This is a genomic window from Lacrimispora indolis DSM 755, from assembly GCF_000526995.1.
In the GTDB taxonomy this organism is placed as follows: Bacteria; Bacillota; Clostridia; order Lachnospirales; family Lachnospiraceae; genus Lacrimispora; species Lacrimispora indolis.
In genome coordinates this window covers 2,680,529-2,697,773 of record NZ_AZUI01000001.1, presented here as the reverse complement: position 1 = coordinate 2,697,773, position 17,245 = coordinate 2,680,529, and the positions used below count along the sequence as shown (strand labels likewise).

Sequence of the window (17,245 nt, the reverse complement as noted above, 5' to 3'; positions counted from 1 at the left end):
GCAGATCCGCAGTTACCCCATGATAACCGAAATGCGAAGCATAAGACGTAATTACACCATAGCAAAATAACCATATAATATTTAATAGGCTCAAAGTATATTTTGAGCCTATCTTTTATCTTTCTTTTTTCCAATATTCCCTGTTCATGGTAACGCTTAAAACCAGCCCTTTTGGCAGGCTGCGATACCGCTTTCCCAAAAGGTATCCCATGTATTTAAAGCCGCTCTTTACGATCACTCCGGGAACAAGCCAGGGCTTTCCCTCCTTTATAAGCCATGCAGAAGTCTTTTTCACAAGACGGATCCCCTCGCCTTCCGAACGAATCCCCTCAAATACCTCCGGGTGGTCCGCCTGGGATACCGCCAGATCGAAATTCCTTTTAAACTGATCAATGCAGCCATAATTATGGGAATGGTACACCTTTGCATCGGCTGCATAGGCAACCGCCTGCCTCCGGCGCCTTACCGCATTTCCCGCATAAATCATGTCCTCATTAAAGATAGTTCTTTTGATAAATCCTCCTGCTTTAAAAAATTCAGTCCTGTCATAGGCGCAGCAGACGTTGGAAGCAAAAAAGGTCTTGATCCCCAGCTGCTTTAAGTCTTCACCGGTCTTTACCCGGCTTTCCTCCGGATAGTTAAAGGAACGGGTATACTGCTCTGCCAGGGCGCAGTCAGGGTTAGGAAGCTGTCTTCCATAGGCCATTACTACCTTTTCACCGCCTTCTCCCGTCTGGTCAAGGCTCTTTACCAATTCTTTGATTAAATCCTTATCAGCCGGAACTGCGTCATCGGTCATAAACACCATAATATCCGCCTGGGAATAACCGGCTCCCCGGTTCCTTGTCCCGCCATGGTCAAACTCTTCTTTTGTCACATGATGTACTTCTAAGTTGGGGACCCAGCTATATTCTTTTTCCTTCCAATAGGATTGTTCCGTGTTCATGATGATGATCTTCCGGATAGGATAGGACTGCTCTCCCAGGCGCTTTAAAAGACGGTTTAAGGTCTCATCCGGCTTATACACCGGAATAATCACATCAACGGTTTTCTCTTGCCTTTTTTCTTCCATTGTAATCTCCTCTGCCTTCCCGTAAGTTAATAGCGCAGACACGCCGTGGAACAGATGCGTATCAGGGCATAGATGCTTACAAAGCATTCCAGGTACCATGCACTTTTTCTTAAATCCAGGCTTGTGACCAGGTGTTTATCAAATAAGACCAGCAGCACAAGAGGCAGCAGGGGGATAAAATACCTTCCCTGGACTCCCGTTATATAGGTAAGCTCCCTTGGCGTCCAGCCTAACAGCATGGAAGCAAGAACCAGGCAGGCACTTAAAAACACCAGAAAAATCATCCAAAGCTTCTGTCCCCCGGTCATGGGAGCCTCCTCCCCCTCCCGCCTTATCACACTGACTATCAGCACATACCAAAGGATGGAAAGGCAGAAAGGCGGCACCGTAAGGTTCGGGTCTAAATTGCCCAGAAATCCTCCAAGCATAGTGGTCAGATAATAATCAAACTGGGTCACCAGAGTCTCATAATAGACCTGGAAGATGCAATAGGGGCTGTCCCACACATCCTGCAGCGTATACCCTGCCGCTTCGCTCCAGCCCACATAGCTTTCGGTGGAGGTCGCCCACGCGGAAAGAACCATGCGGTTTACCAGATACACCGCCAGAATGACAGCCCCTATGACGCTGATGACTGAGATCCAGTAATGCTTTTCAGACTTAAACTTGGAAGCGGGGATAAAAAGACAGATTCCCGCCACCGGAAGATAAACGATCTTTCCAGGCTCCAGAAGGATCAGCAAAAGGGCCAGTATAACCGTATCTTTTACGGTCACTTTCTCTTTTTCAAAGGCCAGAAAAAAGCACCATGCCAGAAACACCATGGACAGGCCGATAAACGCCGTATCATAGGAAAAGGACGCCGCAAGATGAAGCGTCATGGGAAGACATGACACTGCCATGAGAAGTTCTTTTTTAAAGGGCATGATCCGGACGGACAGGGCTGCCATAGCTGCAAAAGCCAGAAGATTAAACAGTCTGCCAAGATATACCAGTGGGATGTATCCCAGGCGGAGCAGCCTGGCAAGGCTTATCCCAATGGCCTGGGGAAGGTAAACCACCGGTGTGGTGTTCACCGGTATTTCATAACGGACCGTCATTCCCTGGCTGTTGTCTAGGGAAAATAATTCCGTAAGGACCAGATTGTAGGTAGTCCTCCCCACTTCGGTATAAAGCCCGGTCACGTCGTCTCCGCTACGAACCAGAACATTGGCCCCGCGGCCGATCCTCTCTTTCTCTTCCTCCGTCGCATGGGCAAGAAAGGCATCATCAGCCACTGCAGCTTTTCCCATAAGCTGGCTGGAAAGCCGGTAAGCGCTGACAAAATGGGCCGACTCATCAGGAGTGGAAAAAGGAGTCAGAACCAGCATGTAAAACAGACCCAAAACCACAACCGTTCCTGGAAATAAAAGGAAAGGCTGAGTCTTAAGTATCCACAAAGCTGCTCCCAGACACGCCAGAAATCCACAGCCAAACACAATTAACCACCAGTAAAAGCGGCGGACCGCTTCAAATTCCGGGGAAGGGATCCTCACAATAGTTTCCATATAGGTTTTAATGAAAAGAAAGGCGAGAAGGAGAATGGTTCCCCCCGTAAGCCATAATCCCTTTTTATTCAGAATGAGCTTCACCATATCCTTCCTCCTTCTCCCTGGCCTCTTCCCTGTCCAGAGCGAGCATCTGGATCAGCTCCGTCACTCTCCGCTCCAGCTGGGATATTTTGATGGACTGGAAAAAAACCTTTACCAGCAGGATGAAGATCATAAAAGTAAAGATAAAATTGGCAGTGGAATAAGTTCCCACCATCCGGGATATGAAATCAGCCAGCCGTGGAAATAAACTGAACACCACCAAAAGCAGGGCAAACATCACCCAGAAGATGGAATCCTCTATCTTCATCTTAGAATGGCGTATTCTTCTAAGCACATAAAATGTGAGCAATATGGAAACGCATATCAGCACGCTGCGAAGCAAAACCGTCATGTTACGTTCTCCCTTCTTTATCTCCTGTCCCTAATACGGAAGCTTTGCACCAGCAATATGGAAAACAGCATTTTCCCCATATACCGGGCCGCATTAATCGGGTTCAAATAGCTCTCTCCCAGAATCCGTTCGTCCATGACCACCGGAATTTCCGCCACCTTTGCGCCCTGCCTGATCAAATAGGAAATAGTATCAGGTTCCGGGCCGTAATTCAAGCCGTCGGCAAATTCCTTGATCATCTTCCTGCTGAACATGCGCATCCCTGAAGTGGGGTCACTGACCTTTACCCCTGTGGTGAACCAGATGGAGCCGCTTAATAGTCTGCTTCCAAACATCCGCATGGAATGGGGCTTTTTCTCCGTCACATACCTGGAACCGATCACAATGTCATAGCCTTCATCCATCTTCTCTCTCATGGGCTGAATGTATTCCGGCCGGTGCTGCCCGTCTCCGTCAAACTGAATGGCATACCGGTATCCCCGCCGGTGGGCGTATTTAAGCCCGGTCTGAAAGGCTCCGGCAAGTCCTAAATTCATAGGCAGGTCAATGATCTTCCAGCCATGCTTTCTGCAGATATCAGCTGTGTGATCGGTGGAACCGTCATTGATGATCACGTAATCAAACATGGGATAGTTCTCAATGACTTCCCCCACCACGCGCTCAATATTTAACGCTTCATTGTATGCAGGTATCACTACCAGTACCTTATCCATCATTTCTTTTGTTCCAGCCTCCCATTTTCCTCTGTACCGCCCGAAGAGCGTTCCTCTGTAATTAATATATGGACCGCCTGTCCCATAAAGCAAAGCATGAGAAGCAGCATTTCCAGCATGTAGGAGAAGGCCCCTCCGTTGATCCCGCCCTTTCCCACAAACCAGAAGGAGAGAAAGAAAGAAAGGATGCAAACCGGTACATATCCGAAAAAGATCCGCTTCTGCCTTTTCATGATCACAAGCACATAATAAAACAGATTCATAACCGCAAAGAATCCGCCTCCCAGCACAATGAACAGAAGTCCTGACCGATAGGGCTTAAGCTCCACATTGGAAATGGCACCCAGCACAGGCACTCCGATCGCCCAGGCTCCTGCAAGGGCAATTACCGTAAGAAAAGCTATGATACCGGAAAGCTTTTTTAAACCGGACTTAAATTCCTCAAAGTTTCTTTCCTCCCACTGGTAAGACATCCTTGTTAAAAAAGGACGGATTACAAAATTGGCCGCCAGGTTGATGACCGAGGTAGGCATAAAAATAGCCACAAAAACGGCATTGTCCGTGGAAGTCATCTGGGCATCCACAGCATATTTTGCCATGGCAAAAATGAGTCCGTCTAAAAAAACGGATAAAAACAGCAAAAATCCATCCTGCAAAAGCTTCCACTGTCTGCCGGGTGTCCTGGTAAACACAATTCCCGGAACCCGCTCTGCCGCCTTTTTATCGAACAGCAGGATCCCTGCTCCCTGGGACAGAACCGCAACCACACAGGAGAACAAAAGCTCCCTTGTAACAGCAAGGGTACCAAGAAAACAGCAAACAGACAGCAGAGTGCGGAAGGCCATGGCCTGTCCCGTAAGATAGAGCCGCCCATTTCTCTGGAATTCCGATTCATACACATCGGCAAACCCATCAAGGACCTTATACAGTACCATCAAAAATACCACCAGCGCCTTTTGGGCCGTGTAACCCGCCGAAGGAGACAGGATATTGAAGATAATATAGCACGTTCCGAAAAGAACCGCCGTAAGGCAGGTAACGAAACGGGCCAGACGGTATTCGGAAAAGGTATAGCTTTGGCTTGTATCCGTACTCTGTAACGGCCTCATGCCGAAATAGGCCACCAGAAACATCTGCTGCCCAAAGGTACTGAAAGCAAAGCCAAAGATCCCTCCCTGTTCCGTTCCTACCAGGTGATTGACAAGGGCCGTTAAGATCATGCTGGAACCTGCATAAACCAGGCTCCCGATCATATTCCAGGCCACATTTTTTCGTTCCATTTATTTTCCCCTGTTTTCCTCTTATTACCCGCGCTTTTTGGGCATCAAGGTATGCCCGTAGGGTATTTCCTCTTATTGCCCACGCTCTTTGGGCATCAAGGTATGCCCGTAGGGTATTTCCCCATAATATTCCTTTATTCTACAATATCCAGCCGGAAAAGTAAACTTAAAACCACCCCGCCTACTGCTTTATGATTCCTGAAATACGGCACAGGTACAAGAAGGCCTCAAGCCGGAACAGCCAGGAAAGCCCTGCATAGACAGCAACTCCCACAAGAATCTGGACAATAAGGGTTAAAAGAGTTCCTTCTATTACATACTGTATCCCATATGAACATAAACACATCACCGCTGATAAGAGAAGGGAGGGAAGCACATCCTTCCACTGTTCTAAAAAGCTGTAGTTTAAAAGCTTTTTATTGGGGTAGGCATTAATAAAGGTACAGATGAAATCAGTCACTGCTTTCAAGGCCACCATGGTGTAGATCCCAAAGGGGATGCTCACCAGAAGCGCAACCACGCTCACCGCCTTCTTTATTATTTCCAGTTTCAGGAATATCTCACTTTTTCCCAGGGCATTGATAGCCTGTAAATTGGCCACATGAAGGGGCCAGGTGGCATAGGCAACACACAGCATCCGGAGCATGGGAACGCAGGGAAGATACTGGTCCGTCAAAAGCAGCTTTACCATAGCCTCTGCCACGGCGATCAAACCGGCCATCATGGGAAATACCAGGTAGGAACTGGTGACGATGGACCTTCTCACCATGCGTTTCACCCTTTCCCTGTCTTCCTGGCAGGCCGAAAAAGCCGGAAGCATGACCGACTGGATAGCAGCTCCAAGATTATTGGCAATCAGGGCAGGAAACTGGTTTCCTCTGGAGTATTGCCCCATCATGGCGGAATTATATATTTTTCCGATCACAAGCCCGTAAACATTGTTAAATATTGTATCAATAAGTCCGGAGCAAAGTATTTTCCAGCCATAGGAAAACAATTCTCCTGCCTTTTTAACAGAAAACAGAAGCCTTGGCCTCCATTTCACTAAAAATGACAGCATGACCATTAAGAAAAAGCTGTAAAAAAACTGCTGCATGACAAGAGCCCACAGCCCCAGTTTATTGGCCGCCAGAAAGACTCCGATCACGCCGGAGCAAAGGGCCGCAAACAGGCTTGCAAGACAAAGCTTCCGAAACTCCATGTTCCTGGCAACCACGGCAGACTGTACGGAGGTAACGGCACCAAAAAACAAGGTCACGGAAAGGACCTTAAGCACCGGCCCAAAAACAGGCTGTCCGTAAAAGGAAGCGATGGCCGGAGCCGAGAAAAAGAGAATCACATATAAGACAAAAGCAATGGCAGCGCTGATATAAAATGCAGAAGAATAATCAGCCTCATCCACCTTTTGTTTCTGGATCAGGGAGGTATTAAAACCACTCTGGACAAACACATTTCCGATGGTAATGAATATCATGATGAGCATGACTTCTCCGGACTCTGCCGGCGTCAGCATCCTTGCAAGCAAAACCGATACAAGGAACTGAATCCCCTGTGTACCCCCGTTTTCCATCACTTTCCAGAACAGTCCGGAAAGGACCTTTTTTTTCATATTTTCCTGGTACATACTGGCTTTTCTCCTTGCTTTACCAATTGACATTTCCGCCTTATTGTACTATATTCCCCAATAATTGTAAATCGTCTATAGCATTTTGGAATTAATTGTGTTAGAGTATAAACGAATATACTTTCTATTTTAAAGAATTCAGGAGGTTTTTATTTATGCGTAAACTGACACGCAGACTGACGGTACTCTGCCTGACGGCTGCTCTTGTTTCAGGACAGGCTTCCCTTGCATGGGCAGAAGAAGCATATGGACCGGGATTTAAAAATGGTGTCCCTATCAGTCAGAGTGACGGCCAGTCTGAAACACAGAGCCAGACGAGCAACCAGACTCAGGGAAGCACAGCTACAGAAGAAGCGGAAACCGCTTTGGCAAATGCCGGCATAGACATTGGAAAAGAAGGGGAAGGCAGCGGGGAAGACGGTGTGGTGGACGAAGCAACCAGGGCCGCCCAGGAAGCGCTAAAAGCAAATTTCCCCCGACTTCAGACTACGGTTATGATCGGTGACAGCAACTGGTCACAGCCATTTGTAAATGATGCATGGATCACAAATGACGGACAGGGGTTCCACGGATTGTCCACCTTTCTTACTAACATTGTAGGAAACGTGCATTACCGGACCTATACCTCCAGCACCGGATGGTCTCCATGGGTTTTAAACGGGCAGCAGACTACCAACTATGCCAATGACATTAACATAGAAGCAGTGCAGATGCGGTTCTCCGGTTATGTAAATAACCAGTTTGATCTTTATTATACCGCACAGCTGGAAGACGGAACCACCATGGACTGGGCTAAAAACGGAACCACCACAGGGACCATGGGCACCGGACATTACATAACAGGGCTTAGAATGGCCTTTTACGCCAAGAACTCCCAATTCCCCTATGCAACGGAAAAACCTGTAATTTCCGCAGTTGCTGACGGTATGCGGCAGATTGACGGCGGGCTCCGGTACTTTAACGGAGACGGAACCTCCTTTACCGGATGGGCATGGGCAGGCAATGAACGTTACTATTTCCAGGATTCCTATCCTGTGACAGGTTGGCAGTATATTGACGGCTACAAATATTATTTCGATGAATCCGGAAAAATGCTCTCTGACTTAGAGCCGATCATTGGAGCAAAGGGGCCGTATCTTATCAGCATCAATAAGACAATGAACTGCATGACCATTTTTGTCAAAGACGGAGACAACGGCTTTATTATTCCGTTAAAATCCTTTTTGACCTCTACCGGACCGGACACTCCTCTTGGGACGTACCAGACTCCGGAAAAGCACCGCTGGAGAGATATGAACCACGGAATCTTTACCCAGTACGCAACCCGTATCTGGAAAGGCTTCCTGATCCACTCCATTCTATACAGCAGTCCTAACAACATGACGCTGGATCCGACGACTTATAATTATATGAGCATCGCCCAGTCCGCCGGATGCGTTCGTCTCCTCTCCGGTGATGCTAAGTGGGTATACGACCACTGTCCTATTGGAACCACGGTTACGATTTACGAATCACCGGTTCCGGGACCTTACGAGAGACCGGCTATTGAACAAATCATACCCGAAACCCAGACCTGGGATCCTACCGATCCTAATGTTGCACGGTAATTGGGTTCGTAAAACCTTACAGTTAAACCATGGGCAGGAACCGCTTGTAACGGATCCTGCCCATGGTTTTGTTTTCCTACACTTTTTTTCCAAGAAACAGCTTTCTTAACAGCCTGTAAGTTCCTGGGGCACGGTTCTCAGCCTGGATAAAGAACCTGGTTCTCGGTGTCAGCTCTTTGTAATACTTACGGTACTCCGGATTCATGATCTCTTTAAACTGTCTGGTATTGACCATGGTATGATAATAAGTCCGCTTTGCCGCGCTTTCTGCAGCTTCCCTTAAACGTCCTTCCGTGGCAGCGTCAAATTCCTCATACACCGTTTTCATCCGCTCCCAGTAAATCTTCTGCTTTCTGGCGTAATCCCCGCTTTTTCCCTCCGTAGTCCAGGAACCTGCCACCCCTACCCGGTAAGCGCTCATGGCCTCATCCATGTAATAACCGTAACCTTGTGCAGCTGCCATCATCTGCAGAGGTGTGTCTCCCACAGGACAATCCACATAATAATCCGGAAGCTCCTTTACCAGACGGGAAGGAAAGGCCATGGAAGACATGGCGTAACCGGAAGGCTTATCCACGATCTCCTCCGGCGTAATCACCCGGTTTCCCCGGTAAGGACGCATCTGACCTTCCGTCAAAGCCCTTCCCACCAGATGGATCTTTGCACTGTGTATGCAAAGGGTACAGTCCGGATGAGCCTCTAAGTAATCCACCTGCTTTTGCATCTTATCCGGGGAAGTCCAGTAATCATCTCCGTCACACATGAAAATATATTTGCCTCTTACCCGCGGAAAATTAAAGGCACCGCTGATATTGTCGATCCCCTGGGAATACTGGTTCTCCTTCTGTATGAGCGGTTTCACCTTATCCGGATATTTTTCTCCGTATTCTCTCAGAATATCTCCCGTCTCATCGGTGGATGCATCGTCATGGACCAGAATTTCATATTCAAAGTTTGTTTTCTGCATCAGAAAACTATCCAAGGCCTGCCTGATATATGCTCCATGATTAAAGGTCAGGCAGCTTATGCTGGCCATAATTTTCGAACGGTCAACGCCACTCATTCCTCTCCGCCCTTTCCTTCATTTACTTTTGTAATATATTCCTCATATTTTCTTGCAATATACATTCCTGTAATTCCCCTGAAAGGTTCTATGGCCTCTCCAGTAAAGCATCTTAAATGATTGATGACACAGTCATATCCCGCCATACAGGAAAACTCCACGCCTCCGGAAAAACGGGGATTGCATTCCAGCATGTGATACGATCCATCTTCCCCCTGTATGAATTCAAAATTCACACATCCATTGATATTAAGGGCATGGGCGATCTCCCTGCTCATTGCTTCAAGACGGGGATCCGAAAATACAAGAACCGAGGTTCCCGCTCCGTTAGGGGTCCGCAAAAGCTCCTTCCGGCAGACAGCCCAGCACTCTTCTGTTTCCGCCTGCCTCACCACATCCACGGTAATAATGCTTCCCTGGTAAAAAGGCTGTACGATCAGCCCTTCAGAATTTGCGCTTTCCAAAAATCCCTTCATCTCTTCAAGGGAACGAATATAGCGAAGCCCCTGACTGCTTCTTCCGTTAAAGGGTTTGACAACCGCCGGGTAGGTAAGTCCCTCCAAATCCGCTTCCCAAAGCTCCGAAGTGGGAATCGGATTTCCAAGGCCTTTTTCTGCAAGAAAATGATACAGCCTCCTTTTATCCCTGCATATAAGAAGGGTTTCCTCCGATGACAGGCACAAGGTCACCGAGGCCTTTGAAAGCTCTTCCCGGCGGCGGTTCCATACATCAGCCTCCACATCCGTAAGAACGATCAGCATCTCAACCCCTTCTTCTCTGCACACCTTTAAGATGGAGTCCACATACCTATTCTCATCAGTCGCAAGGGGAACCTGGTAAAAAGATGCCACACTTCCTGAATCCGCGATCCATTCTCCCGGATAAATATCACAGCCAACCACCCGGATACCGCCTTTTTTTAAATTCTTAATGACAATATCTGCCGAAAATGACCCGATCGCGGTCACCAGTGCTGTATTCATAATTTCCTCTTTCCTGCCCATGATATTTGGGCATAAAGGTATACCTGTAAGGTGTTTCCTCTTTCCTGCCCATGGTATTTGGGCATAAAGGTATAGGTATCTTCTAGTATTCCAGCAGATAGGTCACGGAAAGCTCCTGGGCAAACACACATTTCACCGAGATAAGCCCTGTTTTTTCACAAATTTCCCGCACCACTTCTTCTGCATCATAGCCGCTGCCCCAGAAAGCGTTGTTATCCACGGTAACAAGCATTCCCCGGCTCACATCCCTTCCTTCCAGGATCTGATCCGCATCTGCAAGGCCCTCCTTGCTTGTCACATAAAACTCCCTGTAACAGGAAAGTGTCCTTAAGTCCTGGGTCAGAGCCGCCATCCGGTAATTGGTCACGTACAGGCAGGAAAGATCTCCATATCGTTTTGCTTCCTCAAGCCTTACCGGCTCATCCCTGTATAAATACTGTACAAAGCCGTTACGGTAAGAGGACAGGGACAGGCACAAAAACAGGACCGAAAGCAGGGCCATCACCAATCTCATGGCAGGCTGAAAAGCTTTTGTCATTCGCCACAAAAGCCAGATCCCGGCAAGGACCAGCAATGGGTAAAGGCTGCAAATATAACGGGGAGACGGAACCACTGCCACGGAAGCGATGGTCAAAACAGCTGCAGGACAGGAAAGCAAAAAGAGCCAGCCTCCCATTCCTTTGGGCTTATCCATGACCGCCCCTTCCTTCCTCCTTCCCAGGAAAAAGGCGGCAGCCACAGCTCCTGCTGCCAATATCAGGATCACAGGAACAGCCTTGTAAATGCCGGAGAGAAAATCCGAATTGATTCCATAGGCATAAGATTTTAAATTTGTGATCAGGGTATCCAGATTGCCGATGTTCTTTTTCGTTTCCTGGGCCACTATTTCATCGTCCCTGGTGAGCTGGGTAATGCAGGCAGGAAAAAGGACAACCGCCGTACCCACAGCTCCAAAAAGGACGGCTGCATAGAGAAATGCCTCCTTAAAGGCCCTCTTCCAAAGCTTCCACAGGAAATAAACTGCGGAGAGGTAAAAGGCAAAAATCACAAAATAATATTGAGTAAGCAGCCCGCAGATTGTCACAAGGAAAATCAGAATCAGATCTCTCCAACTTTGTCCTTCCTCCTCCATCCTTTCGTGCAGATATCCGCTTAGTACAGTAAAAAGGGTCATTGCCATATACATGCGGATGTAGACGGTATAGCTGACGGCACCTGCAGAAAATCCCCAGATAACCACAGGAACAAGACCAAGCCAGGAACTTTTCATAAGCCTGTTTCCAAGGAGCCACAGGAAAATCCCGCTTAAAAGAAAGCACACCAGGTTGATCCCTATGCCAAACCACTTGGAATACATTCCCGGAAAAAAGGAACAGACCGTGTGGAGGAGGAGGTAAAACACAGGCGGATGCACATCCTGACTCTGATTATAAATGACAGAGCCGTATGCAAACCCCTCTCCCTTTTGTACGGTCATGTAATCATTTATGACCGTTTTGTCTGCCCACCGGTCAAAGATCTCATCCCCATAGGAAGTGATAAAGGGCTTATAATAGCCGTTAGACAGTCCGAAAGAATAAATTTCGTCAATAAAATATCCCTGCTTCTGGCTTCCGAACCAGATCATAACGCCTGACTGAAGTATAAGAATGAAAATCAAAGCCAGCAAAGCCCTTCTCTTTTCCTCTTTCCGCTGATTCATATCTTCCTCCTGCCTACAGTCCGGTTAAGGGGGAATTGGCAATCCGATCTGCTGCCTGCCCGCCAATCCGTGCTGCGTTCAGATAATCAAAATACAGAGGGGTCCCGCCTGTATGGATAAAAAGAACGTTCTCCGGTTCGTGAGACCTTGTTTTTAAATACTTTAACATGCCGGAAAAAGCTTTTCCTGTATAGGTCGGGTCCAAGGGGATGCCGAAGCGTTCCATCATCAAGCGGATCACGGATTCAATGTCCTTGTCATAAAGGCCATAGCCTCCGCACACGTACCCATCCTCAAAATGTACGTCTTCCGGGCCGGCCCCTGCAAACCGGGCCACCTCGCTTTTTCCCCGGCCTGACGGGCGGGCAACGGAAATTCCCGTGATATCTGCATGTCCTCCATACTGATTCTGCCCTGCAACAAGGCCTCCCTGTGTCATCCCGGTTCCGCTGGCTAAAAAGATCCGGTCAAAAACGATCCCCTGTTCTTCCTGATACTCCAGCAGTTCCCCATAGACTTTCCTGTAGGCTCTGGCAGCCGCTTCCTCATTTCCCATTCCATAGCGGTCTCCGAAGACATAATAAGGCCGGTATCCCATGGATTTCAGCTCTGCCATAAGCTCATCCACACCTTCTGCCACGTTATCTTTATGGCAGAAACGGATGTGAGCACCAAATTCCTCCACCATCCTGCTGTTAAAGGTCCCTTCTTCCACCACATCTTCCTTGGCAGTGAGTACGTAGCATGGAATCTCATATCTGCTGCATAAATTGGCCAGGGCACGGCACATATTGGAGCGGCTGCTCCCATAGGCCACCAGACAGTCACAGTCTTTTTCCTTCATATCCTGGTAAAATTCCCAGGCGATCCGCACCTTATTGCCGCCAAAGGAAAACCCTATGAGATCATCCCGCTTTATAAAAATCCTGTCGCCTGTATCTGGAAGCCTGATCTCCTGTACAGGAGTCTTAAGCATTACATCGTTCATTGACCCTTCCTTTCTCTCTTCCTATCTGGCCTCTAAAATAATGCCGCAGATACGGTCCACCTGATCCAGGGGAAGCCCTGCGTACAAAGGCAGAGTCAGAACGCTGTCCGCCGCCTTTTTTGCAACCGGGAGGGATATTCCTGAAAATTGCTCCCGATAGCATTCAAAGTCTGTGATCAGAGGATAAAAATATTTTCTGGCAAAGATATGATGAGAAGCCAGCAGCTCATATACCTCATTCCTTGTCAGAGAAAAGCCGTCAAATGCAACGGGAAAATACGCATAATTCTGGCGGATGCCTTCTTTCGGCTCCATCACCCGGATCCCGGGAATGCCTGTGAAATGCTTCCGGTACCGTTCTGTCACCATCCTGCGCTTTTCAATGTTGTCATTTACATGACGAAGATTGCAGATACCCATGGCCGCCTGGAATTCATTCATTTTCGCGTTGCCGCCAATGTACTCCACGGTCTCCTTGCCGGTGATGCCGAAGTTTTTCAAATAATTAAACAAAATTTCCAGAGACGGATCCTGGAAGGTCACAGCCCCGCCTTCAATGGTATTATACACCTTTGTGGCATGAAAGCTGAACATGGAAGCGTCTCCATAGGTCCCGATTCCCCTTCCGTTCACCTCCACGCCAAAAGCATGGGCGGCATCATAAATTACCTTCAAATTATGTTTTTTTGCGATTTTCTCAATTTTATCTATATCACATACATTTCCATAAACATGAACCGGCAAAATGGCAGCAGTCTTGTCCGTAATCAGTTCTTCGATCTTATCCGCATCAATGGTATAGTCCTCTTCCCGGATATCGCAGAATACCGGGGTTAAGTTATTTCTCACAATGGCATGGGTGGTGGAAGCAAAAGAAAACGGAGTGGTAATCACTTCGCCAGATAAATTCATGGCCTGAAGAGCCATCTCAAGAGCCATATGCCCGTTGACGAACAAAAGCAGCTTCTGTACCTTTAAGTACTCCTTTAACTGCTCCATCAATTTTTCATGGAATTCCCCCATATTCGTCATCCAGGCGGTTTCCCAGATCGGGCGTATCTCTTCTATAAACTCTTCATAGGAAGGCATGGACGCCCTCGTCACGAATATATCCTCTTCATTGTCCATGCTTTCTGGGCACAGCGCCCCCCGCTTTATCGGGTGTAGGGGCATGCCTGCAAGATGTTCCTTCTCTTCTGGTAACATAAGCCAAATATCCTCCATTTTCCGGTCAGATGGAAAACATCTGGCCCAGCGTCCTCATTGGGGTGCTTTTCATTAGTTTGTATTTCCAAATGATATAAACCTTTTCCGCCCGGTTTTTCCCGTAAAGTCCGATAAAATGCTCCAACGTCTCCCTGTTCTCCCGGGACATCTCATTTTCGTAGAGCTTTAAAAACTGCTGCGCCTGAACAAGCATTCTCCTGTAGTTTTCCCGGACAGTGTCCTGATTCCTGATCCGCTCCGCATACTGCTCCTTACCGCTTTTCGACCCCACCTGATTGTCCCCGTGCTGCCGGTAAAGGACCAGAGGCCGGTCAATATAGGATATCCTTCCAAAACAGCTTGCCAGAAGCCCTAACCACCAGTCATGCATGACGCACTCCTCCGGAATATCATTCAGCAGCCGCAGAAGCGCTTTATTCACCATAACCGTATTTCCGGTGATGTTGTTCTCCACCAGATAATGGCTGAACCGGTTGTCATGGACCGCAATTTTCTGGTATTCTGCCATGGATTTATGGAGTACCTTACCTTCCTTATCGGTAACTGACAGATCCCCATGGACCAGCAGCGGGACCTTTTTTCCCCATTCCGCTTCCAGCCTCTTCATTTCTCTTAAAGTAACTTCCGCCTTATCCGAAAGCCACACATCATCCTGGTCACAAAGCATAACATACTCATCGGTCGCTGATTTTAACAGGCGGAAGAAATTATTCTGAGCGCTGCCGGACCTTTCACCGTTCCTAAGGCTTTTCACCCTGCCCGGATACCTTTCCTCATATTCCTGGATAACGGCTGGAGTTCCATCGGCAGAAAGGTCATCGGAAATCATTACAGTCAGATCAGAAATCGTTTGGTTTAAAATGGAATCCAGCTGATCCCGTATATATTTTTCTCCGTTATAGGATGCCAAAAGCACCGACACCATATGATTTCCTCCTTTCCTCTTTTTGACCCACAAATACAAAACCTACCAGGACAATCCCAGAATTTTCGTTAAAAACCAGATTTCACCCATGAGTAAACCCAGAAAAGCCTTTACCAGGCATTCCTGAAACCGGTTAATTTCCAGATACTTTTTATAATAATGAAGCTTGCTCTTATGAAGAATCGCCTGTTTTCTTAAAATAGATTTCACACTTTTATCAATGGACACGGAATGAAGATGCACATAAGACTGATTCAAAAGAAGCACCGTCCCATACCCTTTTTTCTTCAGCTGAAATCCCAGAATCTTTTCTTCATAATATAGAAAAACTTCCTCATCATAAAGGCCGCATTCCATCAGGGCATGAATATCCGCCATAAAAAGAGAGCCAAGGACCGCATCCACGTAAACGTAATGCTCTTTCTCTTTTTCCTGACCGGCTTTTTTTGCATCCTGGTATTCCCCCGGGCTGTTCCCGCCCTGCGGCTTATTTAAATCCGCCTTTAATTCCGGCCGCTCATTAAGCCAGTGGGCGAAAAGCCGTCTGGTAATAAGCCCTGTATCCAGAAGGTCTCCCACCAGACCGTTGATCCGCCAGCTTGACAGGGCAATAGCTCCTGTCCCATCCCTGGTTACTGCCGCAGCAATTCCCAGCCTGCTTATTTTCAAAAAAGAGTCCTTCATGGCCCGGATGCATCCCTCAGAAACCTTAACATCAGGGTTTGCAATGAGCACATGGGTAGCATGAAGCGTTTCGGATGCATACCGGATTCCCAGATTATTGCCGTATCCATACCCCCCGTTCCTTTCGGATAGGATAAAATGGACCTTTCCGCCTGCAATTGCTTTAAGCTTTGAAGGGGAATCATCGGTGGAACAGTTGTCCACGACCACAACAGAATCCAGAATTTCGTAACTCACTATGGAATTTACCAGGCCTATGGTGGTTTCCGCGTCATTATAATTGAGAATGATACAGCTAATGTTCATATCCGCTCCTCATTAAGAACCCTTTCTGGAATTGATCACCTGCATCCCAAACCTGGCGCTCACAAAGTCCCTTACAGGGGGACATACAAGGGTGGCGTAATCCATCAGATGATAGGCAGCCATATAAAGGCGGCTTCCCTTTTCCTTAGGCGCCCCGGCCCATGGGGTGAGGGAGAGATAATGATCATAAGCCCTGCGGTAATGGTTTAAATTCCCCTCTTTCCAGGGCCTTTCATCCCCCATAAAATGCAGGATGGCGGGGTGCTTTTTTGCCTCTTTAAAGCTTTTTGACCTAAGCTTCCCATAAACAGGAGACAGTCTTACCAAATGGCTGTACCGGTAATAGCGGTAATTGGTGAAAAAGTTATACCTGGGAGATAAGGGCTTTATCCGCCCTTTCAACGCTCCGTTAATGGTATCCTGGTCTCCAGCAAACAGCTTTCCGCCCTTGGAACAATAAAAATCCAGAAGCAGCTTCTGGGCATTCTCTTTTCTCCAGCGCATCATATCAATGAGAAGGACTCCGGAATTATAATAAGGCTCCGATGGTAACAGACCGATCTCTTCCTTAATAGAAGGATAAATGGTAGGCTCCATCACCGCACCTAAAAGGAAGGTTTTCAAATCCGTTTCCCACAACCTTTTTAATGAGGAAAGCACCACAGTATCACAATCCAGATACAGCACCCGGTCTGTTTCCTCAGGGAGAACTTCTCCAATGAACAGCCGGGCCATAATGCTTAAATCAAAGCCTCCCGTATCCACTTCATAGGAAAAGCGCTCCTTTAAATTTCCAAGCTCTATGACCGCCAGCTCCCGCCTGAATTCATCCGTCACCTTCTTAAGCTGATCTTTTGTCTCCCCGGACAGGTTCATGGACAAAACGTATACATGGATGTCCTCCATGTCCCTGTTGTGATCCAGAAGGGAGTAAAGGGATACGGCCAGATGTCTGGCATAATTGTCATTTGAAGCATATACAACGTTCATAAAGTCCTCCGGTCTCATTCCATTTCCGTTGTATTGTACTATATCCTGCATAAAAAGTAAACCGCCTGGGGTTCATT

15 protein-coding genes are annotated in these 17,245 nt (G+C 47.6%); 1 reads left to right on the top strand and 14 read right to left on the bottom strand.

The features are described 5' to 3' along the window. Positions 1–115: 115 nt before the first annotated feature. From K401_RS0112960 to K401_RS0112935, 6 genes are all read right to left on the bottom strand, one after another. Complete coding sequence (locus K401_RS0112960; protein ID WP_024293353.1) at positions 116–1,072, bottom strand: glycosyltransferase family A protein; 957 nt, start codon at positions 1,070–1,072, stop codon at positions 116–118. A gap of 26 nt (positions 1,073–1,098) precedes the next feature. After that, a complete protein-coding gene (locus K401_RS0112955) occupies positions 1,099–2,706 on the bottom strand; it encodes a DUF2142 domain-containing protein (protein WP_024293352.1) in 1,608 nt (535 codons plus the stop codon). Next, positions 2,684–3,055 (bottom strand): DUF2304 domain-containing protein, encoded by a 372-nt coding sequence (locus tag K401_RS0112950; RefSeq protein WP_024293351.1) that lies wholly within the window; start codon positions 3,053–3,055, stop codon positions 2,684–2,686. Before K401_RS0112950 ends, K401_RS0112955 begins: the two co-directional genes overlap by 23 nt. Positions 3,056–3,072: 17 nt before the next feature. Further along, complete coding sequence (locus K401_RS0112945) at positions 3,073–3,768, bottom strand: glycosyltransferase family 2 protein (protein ID WP_024293350.1); 696 nt, start codon at positions 3,766–3,768, stop codon at positions 3,073–3,075. Further along, entirely contained in the window at positions 3,768–5,048 is a 1,281-nt protein-coding gene (locus tag K401_RS31235; protein WP_024293349.1) for a lipopolysaccharide biosynthesis protein, read from the bottom strand. Before K401_RS31235 ends, K401_RS0112945 begins: the two co-directional genes overlap by 1 nt. Positions 5,049–5,229: 181 nt before the next feature. Further along, entirely contained in the window at positions 5,230–6,672 is a 1,443-nt protein-coding gene (locus tag K401_RS0112935; protein ID WP_024293348.1) for a lipopolysaccharide biosynthesis protein, read from the bottom strand. Positions 6,673–6,827: 155 nt separating this feature from the next. Here K401_RS0112935 and K401_RS0112930 point away from each other — a divergent pair, with 155 nt between their 5' ends. Beyond that, positions 6,828–8,279, top strand: coding sequence for a L,D-transpeptidase (locus K401_RS0112930; RefSeq protein WP_024293347.1), 1,452 nt, complete (start codon positions 6,828–6,830; stop codon positions 8,277–8,279). A 76-nt stretch (positions 8,280–8,355) separates the two neighbouring features. Here the strand turns inward: K401_RS0112930 and K401_RS0112925 are convergent, their stop codons facing one another. The 8 genes from K401_RS0112925 to K401_RS0112890 all read right to left on the bottom strand — a co-directional run bounded on the left by K401_RS0112925 (position 8,356) and on the right by K401_RS0112890 (position 17,219). Continuing rightward, positions 8,356–9,342, bottom strand: a complete 987-nt coding sequence (locus K401_RS0112925; RefSeq protein ID WP_024293346.1) for a glycosyltransferase family 2 protein — start codon at positions 9,340–9,342, stop codon at positions 8,356–8,358. Further along, complete coding sequence (locus tag K401_RS0112920) at positions 9,339–10,325, bottom strand: ATP-grasp domain-containing protein (protein ID WP_024293345.1); 987 nt, start codon at positions 10,323–10,325, stop codon at positions 9,339–9,341. Before K401_RS0112920 ends, K401_RS0112925 begins: the two co-directional genes overlap by 4 nt. A 103-nt stretch (positions 10,326–10,428) precedes the next feature. After that, on the bottom strand, positions 10,429–12,048 hold the full coding sequence (locus K401_RS0112915) for a glycosyltransferase family protein (RefSeq protein ID WP_024293344.1): 1,620 nt from the start codon (positions 12,046–12,048) through the stop codon (positions 10,429–10,431). A gap of 13 nt (positions 12,049–12,061) precedes the next feature. Beyond that, the gene (locus K401_RS0112910) at positions 12,062–13,036 is read right to left on the bottom strand and encodes a 1-aminocyclopropane-1-carboxylate deaminase/D-cysteine desulfhydrase (RefSeq protein WP_024293343.1); all 975 of its coding nucleotides are present in this window, start codon (positions 13,034–13,036) and stop codon (positions 12,062–12,064) included. A gap of 21 nt (positions 13,037–13,057) precedes the next feature. After that, positions 13,058–14,164 carry a DegT/DnrJ/EryC1/StrS family aminotransferase gene (locus K401_RS0112905; RefSeq protein WP_024293342.1) on the bottom strand — a complete coding sequence of 369 codons (1,107 nt, stop codon included), beginning with the start codon at positions 14,162–14,164 and terminating at the stop codon, positions 13,058–13,060. A 103-nt stretch (positions 14,165–14,267) separates the two neighbouring features. Next, complete coding sequence (locus K401_RS0112900; RefSeq protein ID WP_024293341.1) at positions 14,268–15,188, bottom strand: glycosyltransferase family 2 protein; 921 nt, start codon at positions 15,186–15,188, stop codon at positions 14,268–14,270. A gap of 42 nt (positions 15,189–15,230) precedes the next feature. After that, positions 15,231–16,178, bottom strand: coding sequence for a glycosyltransferase family 2 protein (locus tag K401_RS0112895; protein WP_024293340.1), 948 nt, complete (start codon positions 16,176–16,178; stop codon positions 15,231–15,233). A 12-nt stretch (positions 16,179–16,190) separates the two neighbouring features. Beyond that, a complete protein-coding gene (locus tag K401_RS0112890) occupies positions 16,191–17,219 on the bottom strand; it encodes a glycosyltransferase family 8 protein (RefSeq protein WP_242842307.1) in 1,029 nt (342 codons plus the stop codon). Positions 17,220–17,245: the final 26 nt, after the last annotated feature.